The sequence below is a fragment of the Staphylococcus sp. EG-SA-17 genome (assembly GCF_017151845.1).
Lineage (GTDB): Bacteria > Bacillota > Bacilli > Staphylococcales > Staphylococcaceae > Staphylococcus > Staphylococcus aureus.
The window spans coordinates 33,966-49,570 of sequence record NZ_JACVZO010000012.1 but is presented as its reverse complement, the minus strand read 5'-3'; the positions used below and the strand labels follow the sequence as shown (position 1 = coordinate 49,570).

Here is a 15,605-nt window from a genome sequence, read left to right as displayed (position 1 = left end):
CAACCTCAGTTAGTCAATTTTGTATTTATTTTTCTGTTTATCCTGGTGACGTTCTTTAGCAAGCTCGATAAGTTTTGTAATCAATTCTGAATAAGATAAGCCCATATTTTCCCATAATTTTGGATACATACTGAAAGCCGTAAATCCAGGCATTGCATTTGTTTCATTAATATATATTTGGTTGTCTTCTGTTACAAAGAAATCAGCACGGACTAAACCAGAACAATCTGTCGCTTTGAATGCCTCTAATGCCATATTTCTAAGCGTTAATTGAACATCTTCGTCTAAGTCAGCTGGAATTTGTAATTGAACCTTACCATCTTTATATTTTGATTTGTAATCGTAAAACGCGACATCTTTTACGACTTCACCTGGCCATGTCGCTTCAGGATAGTCATTTCCTAAAACTGCTACTTCAATTTCACGTGCGTTAACGCCTTGTTCAATAACAAGCTTACGGTCAAATTGGAATGCTTCTTTAATACCTTCTTTAAGTTCCGCTTCATTATTACATTTACTGATACCTACACTTGACCCTAAGTTAGCAGGTTTAACAAAGACTGGGTAATTTAATTTATCATTTACTAATTTTAAAATGTTATGTTCATATTTTTCATATTCAGAACGTAAGAAACTAATATAAGGTAACTGTGGTAACCCTCGATGTTCAAATAATTGTTTCATTACAAGTTTGTCCATAGAACTTGCAGCTGACAATACACCATTTCCTACATATGGTACATCCAAAACTTCAAAAAGTCCTTGAATCGTGCCATCTTCACCATTAGGACCATGTAATAATGGGAATACTGCATCGTATGGTTGTCCTGAACTACTTTCTTTCAATAGCTGTGAAATCTCAAGCGCCTCTCCATTTTCTAAATGAAGCTCATCAGTAGATTTAATTTCAGCTGTAATATTATTTTGCTTTCTCCAATCACCATCATTGGTAATATAAATGATATCAACATGATATTTGTCTTTATCTATTGCATTTAATACATTTTGTGCTGTCAGAATCGATACTTCGTGTTCTGCACTTTTCCCTCCAAAAACGATACAAATATTTTCTTTTGTCATTTCGTTTTCCTCCAATGATATATCAGGGTTTGCTACCTTAATATAAATTAATATTGATTTAGTCCTATTGTTAATTGATTTATTCGCATCTTTGAATCTTAATAGTATCACATTTTAATACTATTTTGCATTTTAAAAACGAGGCGTTATGTGTCTGTATCTATGTTGATTCATTTATAATCAGAACAATATTCCCTTCTATTTTATTCCTAATTCAAATTGAAATCTATAGCTGATATCACTGTGATATTCTAGCTAATTTTTAAAAAGTCATGTAAAATTGATATAAACATTAGTGAGTATAAAAGGAGTTTGCAATGAATTATTCATCTCGTCAACAGCCGGATAAGCATTGGCTTCGCAAAGTAGACTGGGTATTAGTAGCCACTATAGCTGTTTTAGCAATTTTCAGTGTTCTGCTTATTAACTCGGCAATGGGCGGTGGTCAATACAGTGCTAATTTCGGTATCAGACAAATTTTTTATTACATTTTAGGTGCAATTTTTGCAGGTATCATCATGTTTATTTCACCTAAAAAGATTAAACATTATACATATTTATTGTATTTCTTAATCTGTCTATTATTAATAGGCTTGCTCGTTATTCCTGAGTCACCTATTACACCTATTATCAATGGTGCCAAAAGTTGGTACACGTTTGGCCCTATCAGTATTCAGCCATCTGAATTCATGAAAATTATTTTAATTTTAGCATTAGCGCGTGTCGTTTCTAGACATAATCAATTCACATTCAATAAATCATTCCAAAGTGATTTGTTATTATTTTTCAAAATTATTGGTGTCTCGTTAGTACCAAGTATTTTAATATTACTGCAAAATGACCTAGGAACTACATTAGTATTAGCTGCTATTATTGCAGGTGTGATGTTAGTAAGTGGAATAACATGGCGTATCTTAGCACCTATCTTTATTACAGGTATTGTTGGTGCAATGACAGTCATTTTAGGTATTCTATATGCACCTTCATTAATTGAAAATTTATTAGGTGTCCAACTGTATCAAATGGGACGAATCAATTCATGGCTTGACCCCTATACATATAGTAGTGGTGATGGCTATCATTTAACTGAATCACTTAAAGCTATCGGTTCTGGACAGTTACTAGGTAAAGGATACAATCACGGTGAAGTTTATATACCTGAAAATCATACTGACTTTATCTTTTCAGTGATTGGAGAGGAACTTGGTTTTATCGGTTCTGTCATATTGATCTTAATATTTTTATTTTTAATCTTCCATCTAATAAGATTAGCTGCGAAAATTGAAGATCAATTTAACAAAATCTTTATCGTTGGTTTCGTCACTTTACTTGTGTTCCATATTTTACAAAATATTGGTATGACAATTCAGTTGTTACCAATCACTGGTATTCCATTACCATTTATTAGTTATGGTGGTAGTGCGCTATGGAGTATGATGACTGGAATAGGTATAGTCTTATCAATTTATTATCATGAACCAAAACGATATGTAGATTTATACCATCCAAAAAGTAATTAATTTAAACTATTTTGAGTTTCAAATATCATAACTTTTCAAGATGACGTTATATAGTCTATTTATGTCGTCGATTTAAAATGTCATATATAGATATTACTCGATAATAACAATCCCTCTTTGAAGTACACATTGTAAAATGTACACTCTAAAGAGGGATTTTGTTATATAGTACTTGCTATCATTTTAGTAAATCCAGTCAAAAAAGCTATCATCGAATAGTCCGACGATAGCTTTAACGGTGTGTGATTCACAATCACAGTCAATTATTTTAATTCGTGACTTACTTTATTAGATGCTGGCAAAGTATTAATAATGTCTAAACGAGATTTAGTTTTTTTAATATTCACACCTAATGATGACAATAGTTTGACTACATTTTGAATCTTTTCAGGACGTTTCATTATTATCACCTCGTTTGGATCGCTTTCAATATTATCTTACCCTATTCGACATACCTTTACTACATCATTTACAAAATTTTTAATTTATTTTCAAAATTAAAATCTATAGCGCACTCTACATTATACCCTAAAATACAATTTTGTATCCTTCATCATAGATTTCTTTTTCAATACTATTCAAATTTGCTGGTGTCTCATACGATACAGTTACTTGACCGTCTATTATATTAATATTCACTTGATGAACACCTATCATATTTGAAATGCGTTCTGTCAATTGACTTACTTGTTCTTCTGTTTCAATTCCCGCTGTGTAAATCGTATTTTGATGTATCATCTTAAACTCCTTTAGTCTTTAATCAATTTTTGAAAAGTCACTAATAACTCTTCCATTGCCTCTTCCTGAGCACCTTGATTAACTTTATTCATAATACAACTTTTCATATGTTGTTCTAATAACTTTGTCGCAACACTGTTTAACGCCGAACGTGTCGCTCTTATTTGCGTAAGGACATCATCACAATAGACATCTTCTTCAATCATGCGATTAATCGCTCTCACTTGTCCTTCAATTCGATTTAAACGTGATTTAAGATTCGTTTTTATTTGTTCAGAATGATGTGCAATATCTTGTTCAGTCATAGCATTCACTCCTTCATTTACATTCCTTACTATACTATATCCCATAAAACACAACGTCAACACAAAGTGTGTTTTTCAAACTAAATTGTCATGATATTTAAATTGCTTCATGATACAATTAATAAGATATACTACTCGTTTAAGATTTTCGATGGGAGGTTTCAAATGATAGAGTTATTATCCATTGCACTCAAGCATTCTAATATTATTTTAAATTCAATATTTATTGGTGCATTTATTTTAAACTTATTATTCGCCTTTACCATTATTTTCATGGAAAGACGTTCTGCCAATTCTATCTGGGCTTGGTTACTAGTCTTAGTTTTCTTGCCTTTATTCGGCTTCATTTTATACTTACTATTAGGACGACAAATTCAACGTGACCAAATTTTCAAAATTGATAAGGAAGATAAAAAAGGATTAGAGTTAATCGTTGATGAGCAATTAGCTGCTTTAAAAAATGAAAACTTTTCAAATTCCAATTATCAAATTGTAAAATTTAAAGAAATGATTCAAATGTTGTTATATAATAACGCAGCATTTTTAACAACAGACAACGATTTAAAAATATACACAGACGGCCAAGAAAAATTTGATGACTTAATACAAGACATCCGTAATGCTACTGATTATATTCATTTTCAGTACTATATTATTCAAAATGATGAATTAGGTCGTACCATTTTAAATGAACTTGGTAAAAAAGCGGAACAAGGTGTAGAAGTTAAAATTCTTTATGATGACATGGGTTCTCGTGGACTGCGTAAAAAAGGCTTACGCCCGTTTCGCAATAAAGGCGGACATGCTGAAGCATTTTTCCCATCAAAATTACCTTTAATTAACTTGCGTATGAACAATCGAAACCATCGAAAAATTGTTGTTATAGATGGGCAAATTGGATATGTTGGTGGTTTTAATGTTGGTGATGAGTACTTAGGTAAATCAAAAAAATTCGGCTATTGGCGAGATACGCATTTACGAATTGTCGGGGATGCAGTAAATGCATTGCAATTACGATTTATTCTAGATTGGAATTCACAAGCCACACGTGACCACATCTCCTATGATGATCGTTATTTCCCAGATGTAAATTCTGGTGGAACAATTGGCGTTCAAATAGCTTCTAGTGGTCCTGACGAAGAATGGGAACAGATTAAATACGGTTATTTGAAAATGATTTCATCTGCTAAAAAATCGATTTATATTCAATCTCCCTATTTCATACCTGATCAAGCCTTTTTAGATTCTATTAAAATTGCGGCATTAGGTGGTGTTGATGTCAATATCATGATTCCTAATAAACCTGACCATCCGTTTGTTTTTTGGGCTACTTTAAAAAATGCAGCATCCTTATTAGATGCCGGTGTTAAAGTATTTCACTACGACAATGGCTTTTTACACTCAAAAACACTTGTTATAGATGATGAAATTGCAAGTGTTGGAACAGCTAATATGGACCATCGCAGTTTCACATTGAATTTCGAAGTCAACGCCTTTATTTATGACCAACAAATTGCCAAAAAATTAAAACAAGCTTTTATAGATGATTTAGCAGTATCTTCTGAATTAACAAAAGAACGTTATGCTAAGCGAAGTCTTTGGATTAAATTTAAAGAAGGTATTTCACAATTATTGTCACCTATCTTATAAAATAGAAATATGGGGAGTGTAACTTTAATGCAACAATCAGACATCATTAGTGCAGCCAAAAAATATATGGAATCTATTCATCAAAATGATTATACAGGCCATGATATTGCGCATGTATATCGTGTCACTGCTTTAGCTAAATCAATCGCTGAAAATGAAGGTGTTAATGATACTTTAGTCATTGAACTCGCATGTTTGCTTCATGATACCGTTGACGAAAAAGTTGTAGATGCTAACAAACAATATGTTGAATTGAAGTCATTTTTATCTTCTTTATCACTATCAACCGAAGATCAAGAGCACATTTTATTTATTATTAATAATATGAGCTATCGCAATGGTAAAAACGATCATGTCACTTTATCTTTAGAAGGTCAAATTGTCAGGGATGCAGATCGTCTTGATGCTATAGGCGCTATAGGTGTTGCACGAACATTTCAATTTGCAGGACACTTTGGTGAACCTATGTGGACAGAACATATGTCACTAGATAAGATTAATGATGATTTAGTTGAACAGTTGCCACCATCTGCAATTAAACATTTCTTTGAAAAATTACTTAAGTTAGAATCTTTAATGCATACAGATACGGCGAAGATGATTGCTAAAGAACGTCAAGACTTTATGATGATGTACTTGAAACAGTTTTTTACGGAATGGAATTATCACGACTAGACATTGGAGTTGTAGTATGATGATGCGATGTAATGGCGTATTGTTGTGGGAGCTTGGTGTTGATGCCATGCCGTTACGATTCTATGATATGTTGTTGGGACGTTGCAATGTGTATTATGCCGTTGTGACGTTATTATTTCACACTGTTACATGCATTAGTGAATTGCTGTGGACATGTTGCGTTACGACATATACTTCTACACTGATGAATCATTGTGTCAAGATGACATTGCGATGAAGAATGACAACTCTGTTATTAACCACTTTTTACATACTGAAATCTCGTTAATATTATTTCAAATAAAAACAGCAGTAGGATGACTTTCACATTTGAAATCATCTTACTGCTGTTTCTATTTATGACATATTGTATAATGTGACACTAAGTTTCGCTATTGAAGCGAAAAATAATGTGCGCCCTATAAAGTTAAAATTATCTTCAACTTTTAGGGTGCACATTATTTGGACTTGCTAAGGTTATTTCTTTTTCTTTTTAGACACTACTTGTGTGTTTTTGCCTTTTTTATTGCTGCCGCCGTTGTGCTCTCTTTCATACGCTTCAATGAAAGGTTGTACTTCTTTTTTAGCGACTTTTTCATAATAAATGTTCGCAAAGTGTGTTTGAACTACAAGGAACGCCGCACTGACTGACCAGTACAAACCAAGTGCTGATGCTGAGCTTAATGAAATCCAGATAATCATAATTGGTGAAATGACCATCATCATGTAACCCATTTGACGTTGTTCGTCTGGCATCGTTTTACTTGATACATATGCTTGGATAAAGTATAAAACACCGGCAATAATTGTAATCCAAATATCAGGACGTCCTAAATCGAACCATAAGAAGTGTGGATATTTAAACAAACCATCTACAAGTTGGTCTTTAAGTACAAAGTATAATCCCATGATGATTGGCAATTGGATTAGCATTGGTAAACAACCCAACATACTCTTAATCGGGTTCATGTCATACTTTTTATATACTTGCATTAATTCTTGGTTTGCAGCCATTTTTTCTTCTTGTGTACGCGCACGTTTCACTTTTTCTTGAATTTTTTCAACTTCTGGCTTTGCAACTTTCATTTTTTGACGCATCATATGACTATTTTTATAGTTTGACAACATGAATGGTAATAAAATAATACGAATTACCAATACAAGGATAATAATAGCTAAACCATAATTGTCGTTTAATAAGTTATTTCCCAACCAATCCAATACATTTTTCATTGGATCTACGAATGTATTGTAGAAAAACCCACTACGTTTTTCAGGTTTAGAATAGTCACAACCAGCCAAAAAGACCATAATACCTAAAAATAATGGTAGTAACGCTTTTTTCTTCATTTTTCCACCTCTATCATTATATTCACATAGGATTTATTCTATCACATTAATGAGTACGTATGAAACAATAAGTGGAAAAATTTAACTAATTATTAAAAAAATCTTTGAATCGATTAACAGTCTTTTCAATATTTTCACTTTTAGAAATGGCTGAAATGACTGAAATTCCATTGGCACCTGCTTCTACAATCGGCGCCACATTATTAGTATTGATACCGCCAATAGCTACAATCGGTAGTTGCGGATTCATTTCTTTAAACGTTGCAATCATTTCTGGACCTACTGGTATATGCGCGTCATGCTTCGACGGCGTAGGATAGATTGGTCCAACACCTATATAATCAACATGAGTTAAATCAGATTTTGCATACTCATCTAAATCACTAATACTAAGTCCAATAATTTTATCAGTGAAATATTGTGCTATCTCTTTGACTTTCGCATCATCTTGACCGACATGTATACCATCCGCGTTAATTTCTTTTGCCAAGGATACATCATCATTAACGATAAAAGGCACATCATATTGATGACAGAGATGCTGTAATTCTTTAGCTAATACAAGTTTATCGTTTCCTTTTAAAGCTGATTCACCCTTTTCTCGAAATTGGAAAAGTGTAATCCCTGCCTTTAATGCTGCTTCTAATACTTCATGAATAGTTCGATGACTCGGAACATCGGAGGTCCCACAAATAAAATACACATTTAGATACGATTGGTTAAACATATTATTCCACCTCTTGAATACGAATCCGTTGTTGATAGGTTGTTTCATTTAAATGATATAACGTATCAAGCAACAATGGTGAAAACGTACCAGGACCACCACAATTTTCATTTTCAGCAGCTACCTCAGCAGCAATATTAAATACGCTTACCGCTTCAATTAACGCTTCTATGTCTGGTTCTGTTTCTCTAAATAAAAATCCAGCAATAACGCCTCCTAATAAACAACCAGCTCCAGTTACTCGTGCTAATAATGGAGATCCATTAGCTAATACGATGGCTTTATTATCTTGAACAATAACGTCCTCTTTACCTGTGATTACTATTGCAGTTTTATATGTTGCGTAAGCCTTTTTCGCTATTGTAACCGCATCAAGATTAGCATCACTATCTGTACCTTTCATAGTTGCTGTATCATCAATCAACGCTAATATTTCAGATGCATTGCCTTTAATTACTGATACTTTCGCTGATTTCAATAATAATTTACAAAATTGCTTTCGATATGTAGAAGCACCAACAGCTACAGGGTCAAATACAATAGGTAAGCCTGCCTCATTTGCCGTTTGAGCAATCGCAATAATATCTTGTTCATTTTCTGCTGTTAAAGTACCGATATTGATTAATAGCGCTTGTGCAACTTTGTAAAATTCTTCAGCTTCTTCGGGAGCTTCACTCATTGCAGGGCTAGCACCAATACTTAATAAACCATTCGCTGTAAAATTTTTAACTACATCGTTTGTATAACAAATTGTTAATGGGTTTTCAATACGTATTTTATTTAGATAATTCATCGTCTAATCCCTCTTTCTTTAAATATGCAAAATGATTCACTGGACCTCTACCACGGCCGATTTCAGGCGTATATTGTATACTCATTGAAATAAACTTTTTAGCCTTGTGTACAGCCTCAAATAATGGTCTACCTTTTGCAAGTTCTGCCGTTATAACTGCTGAAAATGTACACCCTGTTCCATGCGTATGTTTTGTTTTAAATCGTTCATTTTCAAATGTTTGAACACCTTCGTTAGTAAATAAATAATCTTTTGCTATATCAGTATCATTTGAATGACCGCCTTTAATGATGACACCTTTACTACCAATCTCATTAATAAAGATGCGGCCAGCCTGCATAATTTTTTCTTCACTATCAATGGTTAGTCCCGTTATTTCTTCAGCTTCTGGTAAATTCGGTGTTACTACGTCAGCTAATGGCAATAACGTATGCTGCAAGTTTTGCTTTGTGTCATTATCCATTAATGAATCACCGCTTTTCGCCAACATAACAGGATCAATTACATATGGAATAGATTCATGTTGCATTAAATAATGACGAATCGTTTCCATAGTATCTGCTGTAGCAATCATCCCCGTTTTAATAGCATGCGGTAAGGTATCGTTGAAGACACTATCAAGTTGTTCATCTACCCATTGATGATTTAAATTATGAATATGTTGTACGCCCAATGTATTTTGAGCAACAATACTTGTAACGACGCCCATACCATATACACCACATGAATGAAATGATTTTAAATCAGCCATTACGCCGGCACCACCTGTTGGATCAGTACCTGCAATGGTTAATGCTATTTTAGGTTTAATCATTTACTTTTCCTCCAAATTCCCATTGTTCTAGTGTCATAGCCATATTGAAAAATCGACGCTCATGTATGCAACTTTCTAAAAATACTTGCTTTACTTGTTCCAATTCCTTGTCAGACATTGATTCGGCTAATTTATTCATTAATGCCTCAAATACGTTAATTATGTCATCCATTTCAGTACTATAAAAATCAAACCATTTTGCCGTATCTTTTTCTCTATTAAGCTTATGATCACTTTGAGAGCGCTTAGCTAATTCTGCATAAATATATGGACAAGGTGCCATTGCAGCAATTGTATAAATAGCATTTTCACGACTATGCGCTTGGAAATACATATGTTTTCTGTAATGGTCGCCACTTGGAGGCCAAACTTTTGTTTTAATGATTTCTTCGTATGATTCACCAACAATTTGCGCTAAAATATCATGCGCAAGTACTTCACCTTCAACCATAAACTCTATTTGCTCTACTAAAAATTTTACGTCATTCATGCTATTCATTTTTGGAATTAACAAAGCATATAAGTTTGTGAATTCTTTTAAATAAGCTGCATCAGCTTGTAAATAGTGACGTAATGCATCAGCTTGTATATTGCCTAATAACATTTTTTGAATAAAGTCATCCTCATAAATATCATTAATGATTGGCTTTGCAGCTTGGTACAATTTTTGTGAAAATTCCATTGTAAAAAATCCTCCCTAAATAAAAAAACTACTTCCAACATGAAAGTAGTTTGATGGCAATGTTGCTATACTAGCCCCATCACTTCAATAACTACTTTCCTACGTTGGTACTAACCAAATCAGGTCATAAGGGTCTGAACAATTCATCTCAGCCATATCATTAGGCTCCCCTAGTAGTTCCTTAGTATTCAATTGCAAATTAATCTTAGCAAACGGTTTCAACATTTTCAATTATTGTTGCTCAGTTGTATTATTATCTTTAAATAATAATTCTATAATGACATATATTTGCGAAATAAAAAAGACCGGAACATATCGAGAATTCCCCGATATATTCCAATCTAAAAGTTACTTATATAACTATTGATTAGCTATGCATAAATGGCTTATGCAGTAACCCAATGTCCAGCGCCACCAGTGTTATATAATTTTACTGCTGCGGCATCTTGAACACTTTCAGGAGCATTTGCTGGTGATACACCTTTATATTTAGCAGGTGCTACTGAATCCCAAGTTGATTGTAAGAATTGATACTTACCAGCTGCACCTGATGTTGGATTTACAGCATGAATATTGCCACCTGATTCACGTTGAGCAATTTGTTTTAGATGATCATTCACATTTACTGATGAACCTTCTGATGCTTTTGATTCAGTTGGTGTTGCAGTAACTTGTGAATTGTTTGATGTTGATGCTTGTGGTTGTTGAGTTTGAGCATTTTGTGGTGCTTCAACTTCTTGTGATTGTACTTGATTAGCTTGAACAGCTGATGGTGCAACATTATTAGTTGCAGGTGCTTGTGCACTCATGTCTGCTCCATTAGCACCTGTTGCATGGTAATTCCAAGCAAAGTGTGTACCATCTGATTCAAAGTGATAAGTAAACCCTTCATAGTCAAATGTATAATTATAAGCGCCAGCTTCAATTGGTTTTTGATTTAATGTTTGATCATTTGATTGCGCCATTTGCGCTAAAGATGCTTTATTTAAGTCCGCTTCACTTGCATGGGCTTCGTGACCTGCATTTCCTGCTACGATTCCTAAACCTACTGCTAATGATGATGCGAGTAATGTTTTCTTCATAATCTTAAAATCCTCCTACAAGTAATTTGTTTCTCTAAAAGTTTTACAGAGACTACTGTAACATCTGTAAAATCCGTGCAGGTTACAACAAAATAAAAAAATAGCCTTGTTTTTTACACAGTGATTACAACGAAATCCCCCACAATTTCAAATATGATTCTATCGAGAATTGTCATGACAGTAAAAATGTTTTTCATTTGCAATTTTTTATGTAATCGTTTTGCAATCTAAGTCTATTTTCTATTAGAAAAACTACACAAAAAGACGACCTACACAACAGTACTAGTCATGTAAGTCGTTTTTAAGTGAGTATATTTCAAGTTAATTAGATCTATAAAAAATTTAGGATGGATTAAATGTATATTAAGGATGTTTAGGATAATTGGATTTAAATTTCTAATAAGTCATGATTATCTATATTTTGAGAGTCAATATCTAAAATACTATCTGAGAGAATTTCATTATTTTGGGATTTAGGGGACATAAATTTTATTGTTTCAACATATAATTCAGTGACAAAGTGTGTTTGTCCGTCTTTATCATACTTTCTTGATCTCATTTGACCAGTTATACCAACCAATGTACCTTGATTAGTATATTTTTCTATATTAGAAGCTAACTTGCCAAATGCTTTACAGAATAAGTAATCACAGACGATTTCTCCATTTTCATCTTTATAATTTCGGTGCGTTGCAACACAAAACGTTGCAATTTTTCTATCCTCCTTTTCAAATATTTGTGCGTCTTTCGTCAGTCTCCCGACAATTACGATTTTATTTAGCATGTAGTGTGTGATTCACCTCCTATGCCTATATCTTAATTACTAGCTTAAAAATGGTCAAAATGGCAAATTTTATATAATTAATAGCTATAGCATCTCGTTATTTGTTATATTTAAAGAAATTAGTCATGAAATGACCTTAAATCTTCTAAATAATTCAAAAATCATAAATATTAAACTAATGGGATGTGGGAATATGAAAACTTTTAAAGCAGTAAGGTTTCAAATTGTGAATGAACACGGCAGAATTATAGAATATGAATTAGAAGATGGCGTAATAATTAATAAAGAGGAAAGTGGCACGGGTTGGTTGCTTGAAATTGTCATTTCTAATGAGCATTATGAAACATTTAAGGAATATCAAGACAGTGAACAGTTATTGGATATTCGTGTCGTCATCACGCGTCCAGCCAATGATCCAGCTTTATTTGAATCTACTGTGAAAAGTATTAAAAATTTTAAAACAACAATGTCTATCGTATTTGAATGTCATATTTACACTTTACGTCAACAGTATGCTGAAAGTTTATTAGAACAACTTATTGATGATGGATTATCTGGTGAAGAATTAAAAAAATCATTTAATCGAATGATGCAGTCTAAACCAAAGTTAAAGGATGAAAAATTAGAAGAGTAAAATAAAAAACATTCAAAGATTATGCCAACACATTAAATCTTTGAATGTTTTTTTGTTTTATTTTACATCTTGAATTGCAAATGTAAGTTCACAACTACAAGCAAGTTGACCATCGACAGTAGCTTTAGCATTACCTTTACCGATTGGTCCTTTAATTTTAGTGATTTCTACTTCCAACGTTAAAGTATCACCAGGTACTACTTGACGTTTAAAACGACATTTATCAATACCAGCAAATAAAGCGATTTTACCTTTATTTTCTTCACTATTTAAAATAGCTACCGCACCTGTTTGAGCTAACGCTTCAGTAATTAATACGCCTGGCATTACCGCATACTCAGGAAAATGCCCTTGAAAGAATGGTTCGTTTCCTGATACTTGTTTAATAGCCACACAACGTTGACCTTCTTCATATTCAACTACTTTATCAATTAATAAAAATGGCTGTCTGTGAGGTATAATTTGTTTAATTTGGTTATAATCAAAAATTGTTTCCATGGTTGAAATCCTCCATTATATTAATTTACTGAATTAATCGTTAATACGTTCAATGTCTGCACCTAATTGCTTCAATTTACCGTGTAAGTCAACATAGCCTCTATCTAGGTGCGTTAATTCAGTAACGCTTGTTTTACCATCAGCAACTAATCCAGCTAAAATTAAGGCTGCTGCTGCTCTTAAATCAGTCGCTTTAACTTGTGCACCTTGCAATTGACTTTTACCTTCAAGTTTAGCACTACGACCTTCTACATTGATATTAGCATTCATACGTTTGAACTCTGCAACATGCATAAAACGGTTTTCAAAAACAGTTTCGGTTACGACTTTATGACCATTTGCCGTTAATAACAATGCCATCATTTGTGATTGCATATCAGTCGGGAATCCAGGATGTGGTAGTGTTTTGATGTCTACAGGTTGTAATTCCCCTTCAGCACGTACACGAATACCATCTTCTTGATAGTCCAATTCAACGCCCATTTCTTCTAGTTTATAGACTAAACTCGCCATATGTTCTTTGATTGCACCACGTACAAAAATATCACCACGTGTTATAGCACCAGCGATTAGTAATGTGCCTGCTTCAATTCTATCTGGAATGATAGCATGTTCTACACCATGTAATGATTCTACACCATTGATTGTAATTGTGTCTGTACCAGCACCAGTAATTCTACCACCCATTTCATTAATGTAGTTTGCTAAATCGACAATTTCAGGTTCTTTAGCTGCATTTTCAATTAAAGTCTTACCCTTAGCTAATGATGCTGCCATAATAATATTTTGTGTTGCTCCTACACTTGGAAAATCTAAATGAATTGATGTACCTTTTAATCCATCTTTAGCATTAGCATAAATATTACCATTTTCAAGATGAATTTCTGCGCCTAAAGCTTCAAAACCTTTAATGTGTTGCTCAATCGGTCTACTTCCAATTGCACAACCACCAGGCAATGCAACAATAGCATGTCCTAGTCTTGCTAAAAGAGGTCCCATAACTAAAATACTTGCACGCATTTTACTAACATATTCATATGGTGCCTCTTCATTTAGAGTCTTTGTTGCATCAACGACAACAGCATTTTCGTCCTTTTTGTATGTAACGTCAGCATTTAAAGTTGTTAATACATTATTTATTGTTTCTACATCACTTAAAGCTGGAACATTAACTAATTTACTCGGTTTATCAGAAGCTAATAAAGATGCTGTCAATATTGGTAATACTGCATTTTTAGCACCTTCTACTTTAACTTCACCCGTTAATTTATTTCCACCTTTGATTACTATTTTATCCATCGTAAATCCTCCACTTAGAACTCCTATTACTTTACATTTCCCTATTTTAAAATTATTTTAAGTCATTATTTAATTATATCTAGTTTTGATTACAAATCATAGAGTTAGACTTATTTTATTAAATATTTTACCTGCGTCGAGTATTGTAACAAATCTACAATAAAATTGCTTACTGCAGTGCCTAATAAAATAGCAACAAATATCATACACACTTGTAATTGAGTGGCGTATCCCTTTTTAAAAAATTGATCTAATCTAATTGATTGTAAAGCCCAATAGGCAATACAAATACATACAACATGTAACACTAAATGGATAACTGCATATTGTCCGATATAATCCATTTTATCACCTCATAAGATTACTGTATTACATTGTACATGAAAAATTTAAATAATGATACAAAGTTTAATACCCGTTTTTAGTAAAGTTTAAGCTAACTTACTATATAATTCTTTTTACATAAATATCATAACTATAAAGTATCTTGGCATGAAAAAATGTAGCTACTTTCAAAAAATGAAATGTCGACTGTAGATAGTGGTGAAGGAAATTTTGATTTTAGCAATCTAGTAGTGATTGTAAAAAGTAAAACTATTTTTGGGAGTCGGACATAAATCAACGTCTAGACTCTATAGTGTTATATTTGGCAGTAGTTTGCGGGGCCCCAACACAGAAGCTGGCGGAAAGTCAGCTTACATTAATGTGCAAGTTGGGGGTGGGGCCCCAACATAAAGAAATTGGAACACCAATTTATACAGACAATGCAAGTTGGGGTGGGCCCCAACATAAAGAAATACTTTTTCTTTAGAAATTAGTATTTCTTATACATGAGTTTTACTCATGTATTCCTATTTTTAAATACACATTAGCTGTGTTTAATGATAAAGAACCACTACATCATAAATCTTTAATGGTTCTTTATCAATTCCTTCCCCCTCTCATGTTTTGTATCTTTAAATCAATATAATTCA

The 15,605-nt window shown here is 33.0% G+C and carries 19 protein-coding genes and 1 riboswitch; of the genes, 4 read left to right on the top strand and 15 right to left on the bottom strand.

The features are described 5' to 3' along the window. Positions 1-9 precede the first annotated feature (9 nt). Positions 10-1,080 carry a D-alanine--D-alanine ligase gene (locus tag IDG65_RS07575; RefSeq protein WP_000159632.1) on the bottom strand — a complete coding sequence of 357 codons (1,071 nt, stop codon included), beginning with the start codon at positions 1,078-1,080 and terminating at the stop codon, positions 10-12. Positions 1,081-1,397: 317 nt separating this feature from the next. Here IDG65_RS07575 and IDG65_RS07570 point away from each other — a divergent pair, with 317 nt between their 5' ends. After that, positions 1,398-2,600, top strand: coding sequence for an FtsW/RodA/SpoVE family cell cycle protein (locus IDG65_RS07570; protein ID WP_001109944.1), 1,203 nt, complete (start codon positions 1,398-1,400; stop codon positions 2,598-2,600). Positions 2,601-2,863: 263 nt separating this feature from the next. On the opposite strand, the gene IDG65_RS07565 is transcribed toward IDG65_RS07570, so the two are convergent. The 3 genes from IDG65_RS07565 to csoR all read right to left on the bottom strand — a co-directional run bounded on the left by IDG65_RS07565 (position 2,864) and on the right by csoR (position 3,643). Further along, entirely contained in the window at positions 2,864-3,001 is a 138-nt protein-coding gene (locus IDG65_RS07565; protein ID WP_000828354.1) for an Lmo0850 family protein, read from the bottom strand. A gap of 127 nt (positions 3,002-3,128) precedes the next feature. Then, a complete protein-coding gene (gene csoZ, locus IDG65_RS07560; RefSeq protein WP_000581792.1) occupies positions 3,129-3,338 on the bottom strand; it encodes a putative copper chaperone CsoZ in 210 nt (69 codons plus the stop codon). An 11-nt stretch (positions 3,339-3,349) separates the two neighbouring features. Further along, positions 3,350-3,643 carry a copper-sensing transcriptional repressor CsoR gene (gene csoR, locus IDG65_RS07555; protein WP_000138928.1) on the bottom strand — a complete coding sequence of 98 codons (294 nt, stop codon included), beginning with the start codon at positions 3,641-3,643 and terminating at the stop codon, positions 3,350-3,352. A 165-nt stretch (positions 3,644-3,808) separates the two neighbouring features. Between csoR and cls the strand changes: the two genes are divergently transcribed. Together cls and IDG65_RS07545 are read left to right on the top strand one after the other, a co-directional pair. Further along, positions 3,809-5,293, top strand: coding sequence for a cardiolipin synthase (gene cls / locus IDG65_RS07550; protein WP_000571551.1), 1,485 nt, complete (start codon positions 3,809-3,811; stop codon positions 5,291-5,293). Positions 5,294-5,320: 27 nt separating this feature from the next. After that, positions 5,321-5,968, top strand: coding sequence for an HD domain-containing protein (locus IDG65_RS07545; RefSeq protein ID WP_001187617.1), 648 nt, complete (start codon positions 5,321-5,323; stop codon positions 5,966-5,968). 477 nt (positions 5,969-6,445) lie between these two features. On the opposite strand, the gene yidC is transcribed toward IDG65_RS07545, so the two are convergent. The 7 genes from yidC to IDG65_RS07510 form a co-directional block, all read right to left on the bottom strand. After that, positions 6,446-7,318 carry a membrane protein insertase YidC gene (gene yidC, locus IDG65_RS07540; RefSeq protein WP_000725802.1) on the bottom strand — a complete coding sequence of 291 codons (873 nt, stop codon included), beginning with the start codon at positions 7,316-7,318 and terminating at the stop codon, positions 6,446-6,448. Between the two features lie 85 nt (positions 7,319-7,403). Beyond that, entirely contained in the window at positions 7,404-8,045 is a 642-nt protein-coding gene (gene thiE / locus IDG65_RS07535; protein WP_000483153.1) for a thiamine phosphate synthase, read from the bottom strand. A gap of 1 nt (position 8,046) precedes the next feature. Continuing rightward, the gene (gene thiM / locus IDG65_RS07530; RefSeq protein ID WP_001108482.1) at positions 8,047-8,838 is read right to left on the bottom strand and encodes a hydroxyethylthiazole kinase; all 792 of its coding nucleotides are present in this window, start codon (positions 8,836-8,838) and stop codon (positions 8,047-8,049) included. Next, positions 8,822-9,652 (bottom strand): bifunctional hydroxymethylpyrimidine kinase/phosphomethylpyrimidine kinase, encoded by an 831-nt coding sequence (gene thiD / locus IDG65_RS07525; protein WP_000594959.1) that lies wholly within the window; start codon positions 9,650-9,652, stop codon positions 8,822-8,824. Before thiD ends, thiM begins: the two co-directional genes overlap by 17 nt. Next, entirely contained in the window at positions 9,645-10,334 is a 690-nt protein-coding gene (tenA, locus tag IDG65_RS07520) for a thiaminase II (RefSeq protein WP_000396069.1), read from the bottom strand. Before tenA ends, thiD begins: the two co-directional genes overlap by 8 nt. 79 nt (positions 10,335-10,413) lie before the next feature. Beyond that, a riboswitch (TPP riboswitch) is annotated at positions 10,414-10,516 on the bottom strand. 204 nt (positions 10,517-10,720) lie between these two features. Continuing rightward, entirely contained in the window at positions 10,721-11,416 is a 696-nt protein-coding gene (sceD, locus tag IDG65_RS07515) for a lytic transglycosylase SceD (protein WP_000752002.1), read from the bottom strand. A gap of 388 nt (positions 11,417-11,804) precedes the next feature. Continuing rightward, complete coding sequence (locus IDG65_RS07510; RefSeq protein ID WP_000932694.1) at positions 11,805-12,200, bottom strand: single-stranded DNA-binding protein; 396 nt, start codon at positions 12,198-12,200, stop codon at positions 11,805-11,807. A gap of 193 nt (positions 12,201-12,393) precedes the next feature. Here IDG65_RS07510 and IDG65_RS07505 point away from each other — a divergent pair, with 193 nt between their 5' ends. After that, on the top strand, positions 12,394-12,834 hold the full coding sequence (locus tag IDG65_RS07505; RefSeq protein WP_000846750.1) for a YwpF-like family protein: 441 nt from the start codon (positions 12,394-12,396) through the stop codon (positions 12,832-12,834). 57 nt (positions 12,835-12,891) lie between these two features. On the opposite strand, the gene fabZ is transcribed toward IDG65_RS07505, so the two are convergent. The 4 genes from fabZ to IDG65_RS07485 form a co-directional block, all read right to left on the bottom strand. After that, positions 12,892-13,332, bottom strand: coding sequence for a 3-hydroxyacyl-ACP dehydratase FabZ (gene fabZ / locus IDG65_RS07500; protein ID WP_000447678.1), 441 nt, complete (start codon positions 13,330-13,332; stop codon positions 12,892-12,894). 33 nt (positions 13,333-13,365) lie between these two features. Continuing rightward, the gene (gene murA, locus IDG65_RS07495; protein ID WP_000358006.1) at positions 13,366-14,631 is read right to left on the bottom strand and encodes a UDP-N-acetylglucosamine 1-carboxyvinyltransferase; all 1,266 of its coding nucleotides are present in this window, start codon (positions 14,629-14,631) and stop codon (positions 13,366-13,368) included. Positions 14,632-14,741: 110 nt separating this feature from the next. After that, positions 14,742-14,975: a DUF1146 family protein gene (locus IDG65_RS07490; RefSeq protein WP_000384523.1), complete on the bottom strand. Its 234-nt coding sequence runs from the start codon at positions 14,973-14,975 to the stop codon at positions 14,742-14,744. 131 nt (positions 14,976-15,106) lie between these two features. After that, positions 15,107-15,199: a hypothetical protein gene (locus tag IDG65_RS07485; RefSeq protein ID WP_031789435.1), complete on the bottom strand. Its 93-nt coding sequence runs from the start codon at positions 15,197-15,199 to the stop codon at positions 15,107-15,109. Between the last annotated feature and the right edge of the window lie 406 nt (positions 15,200-15,605).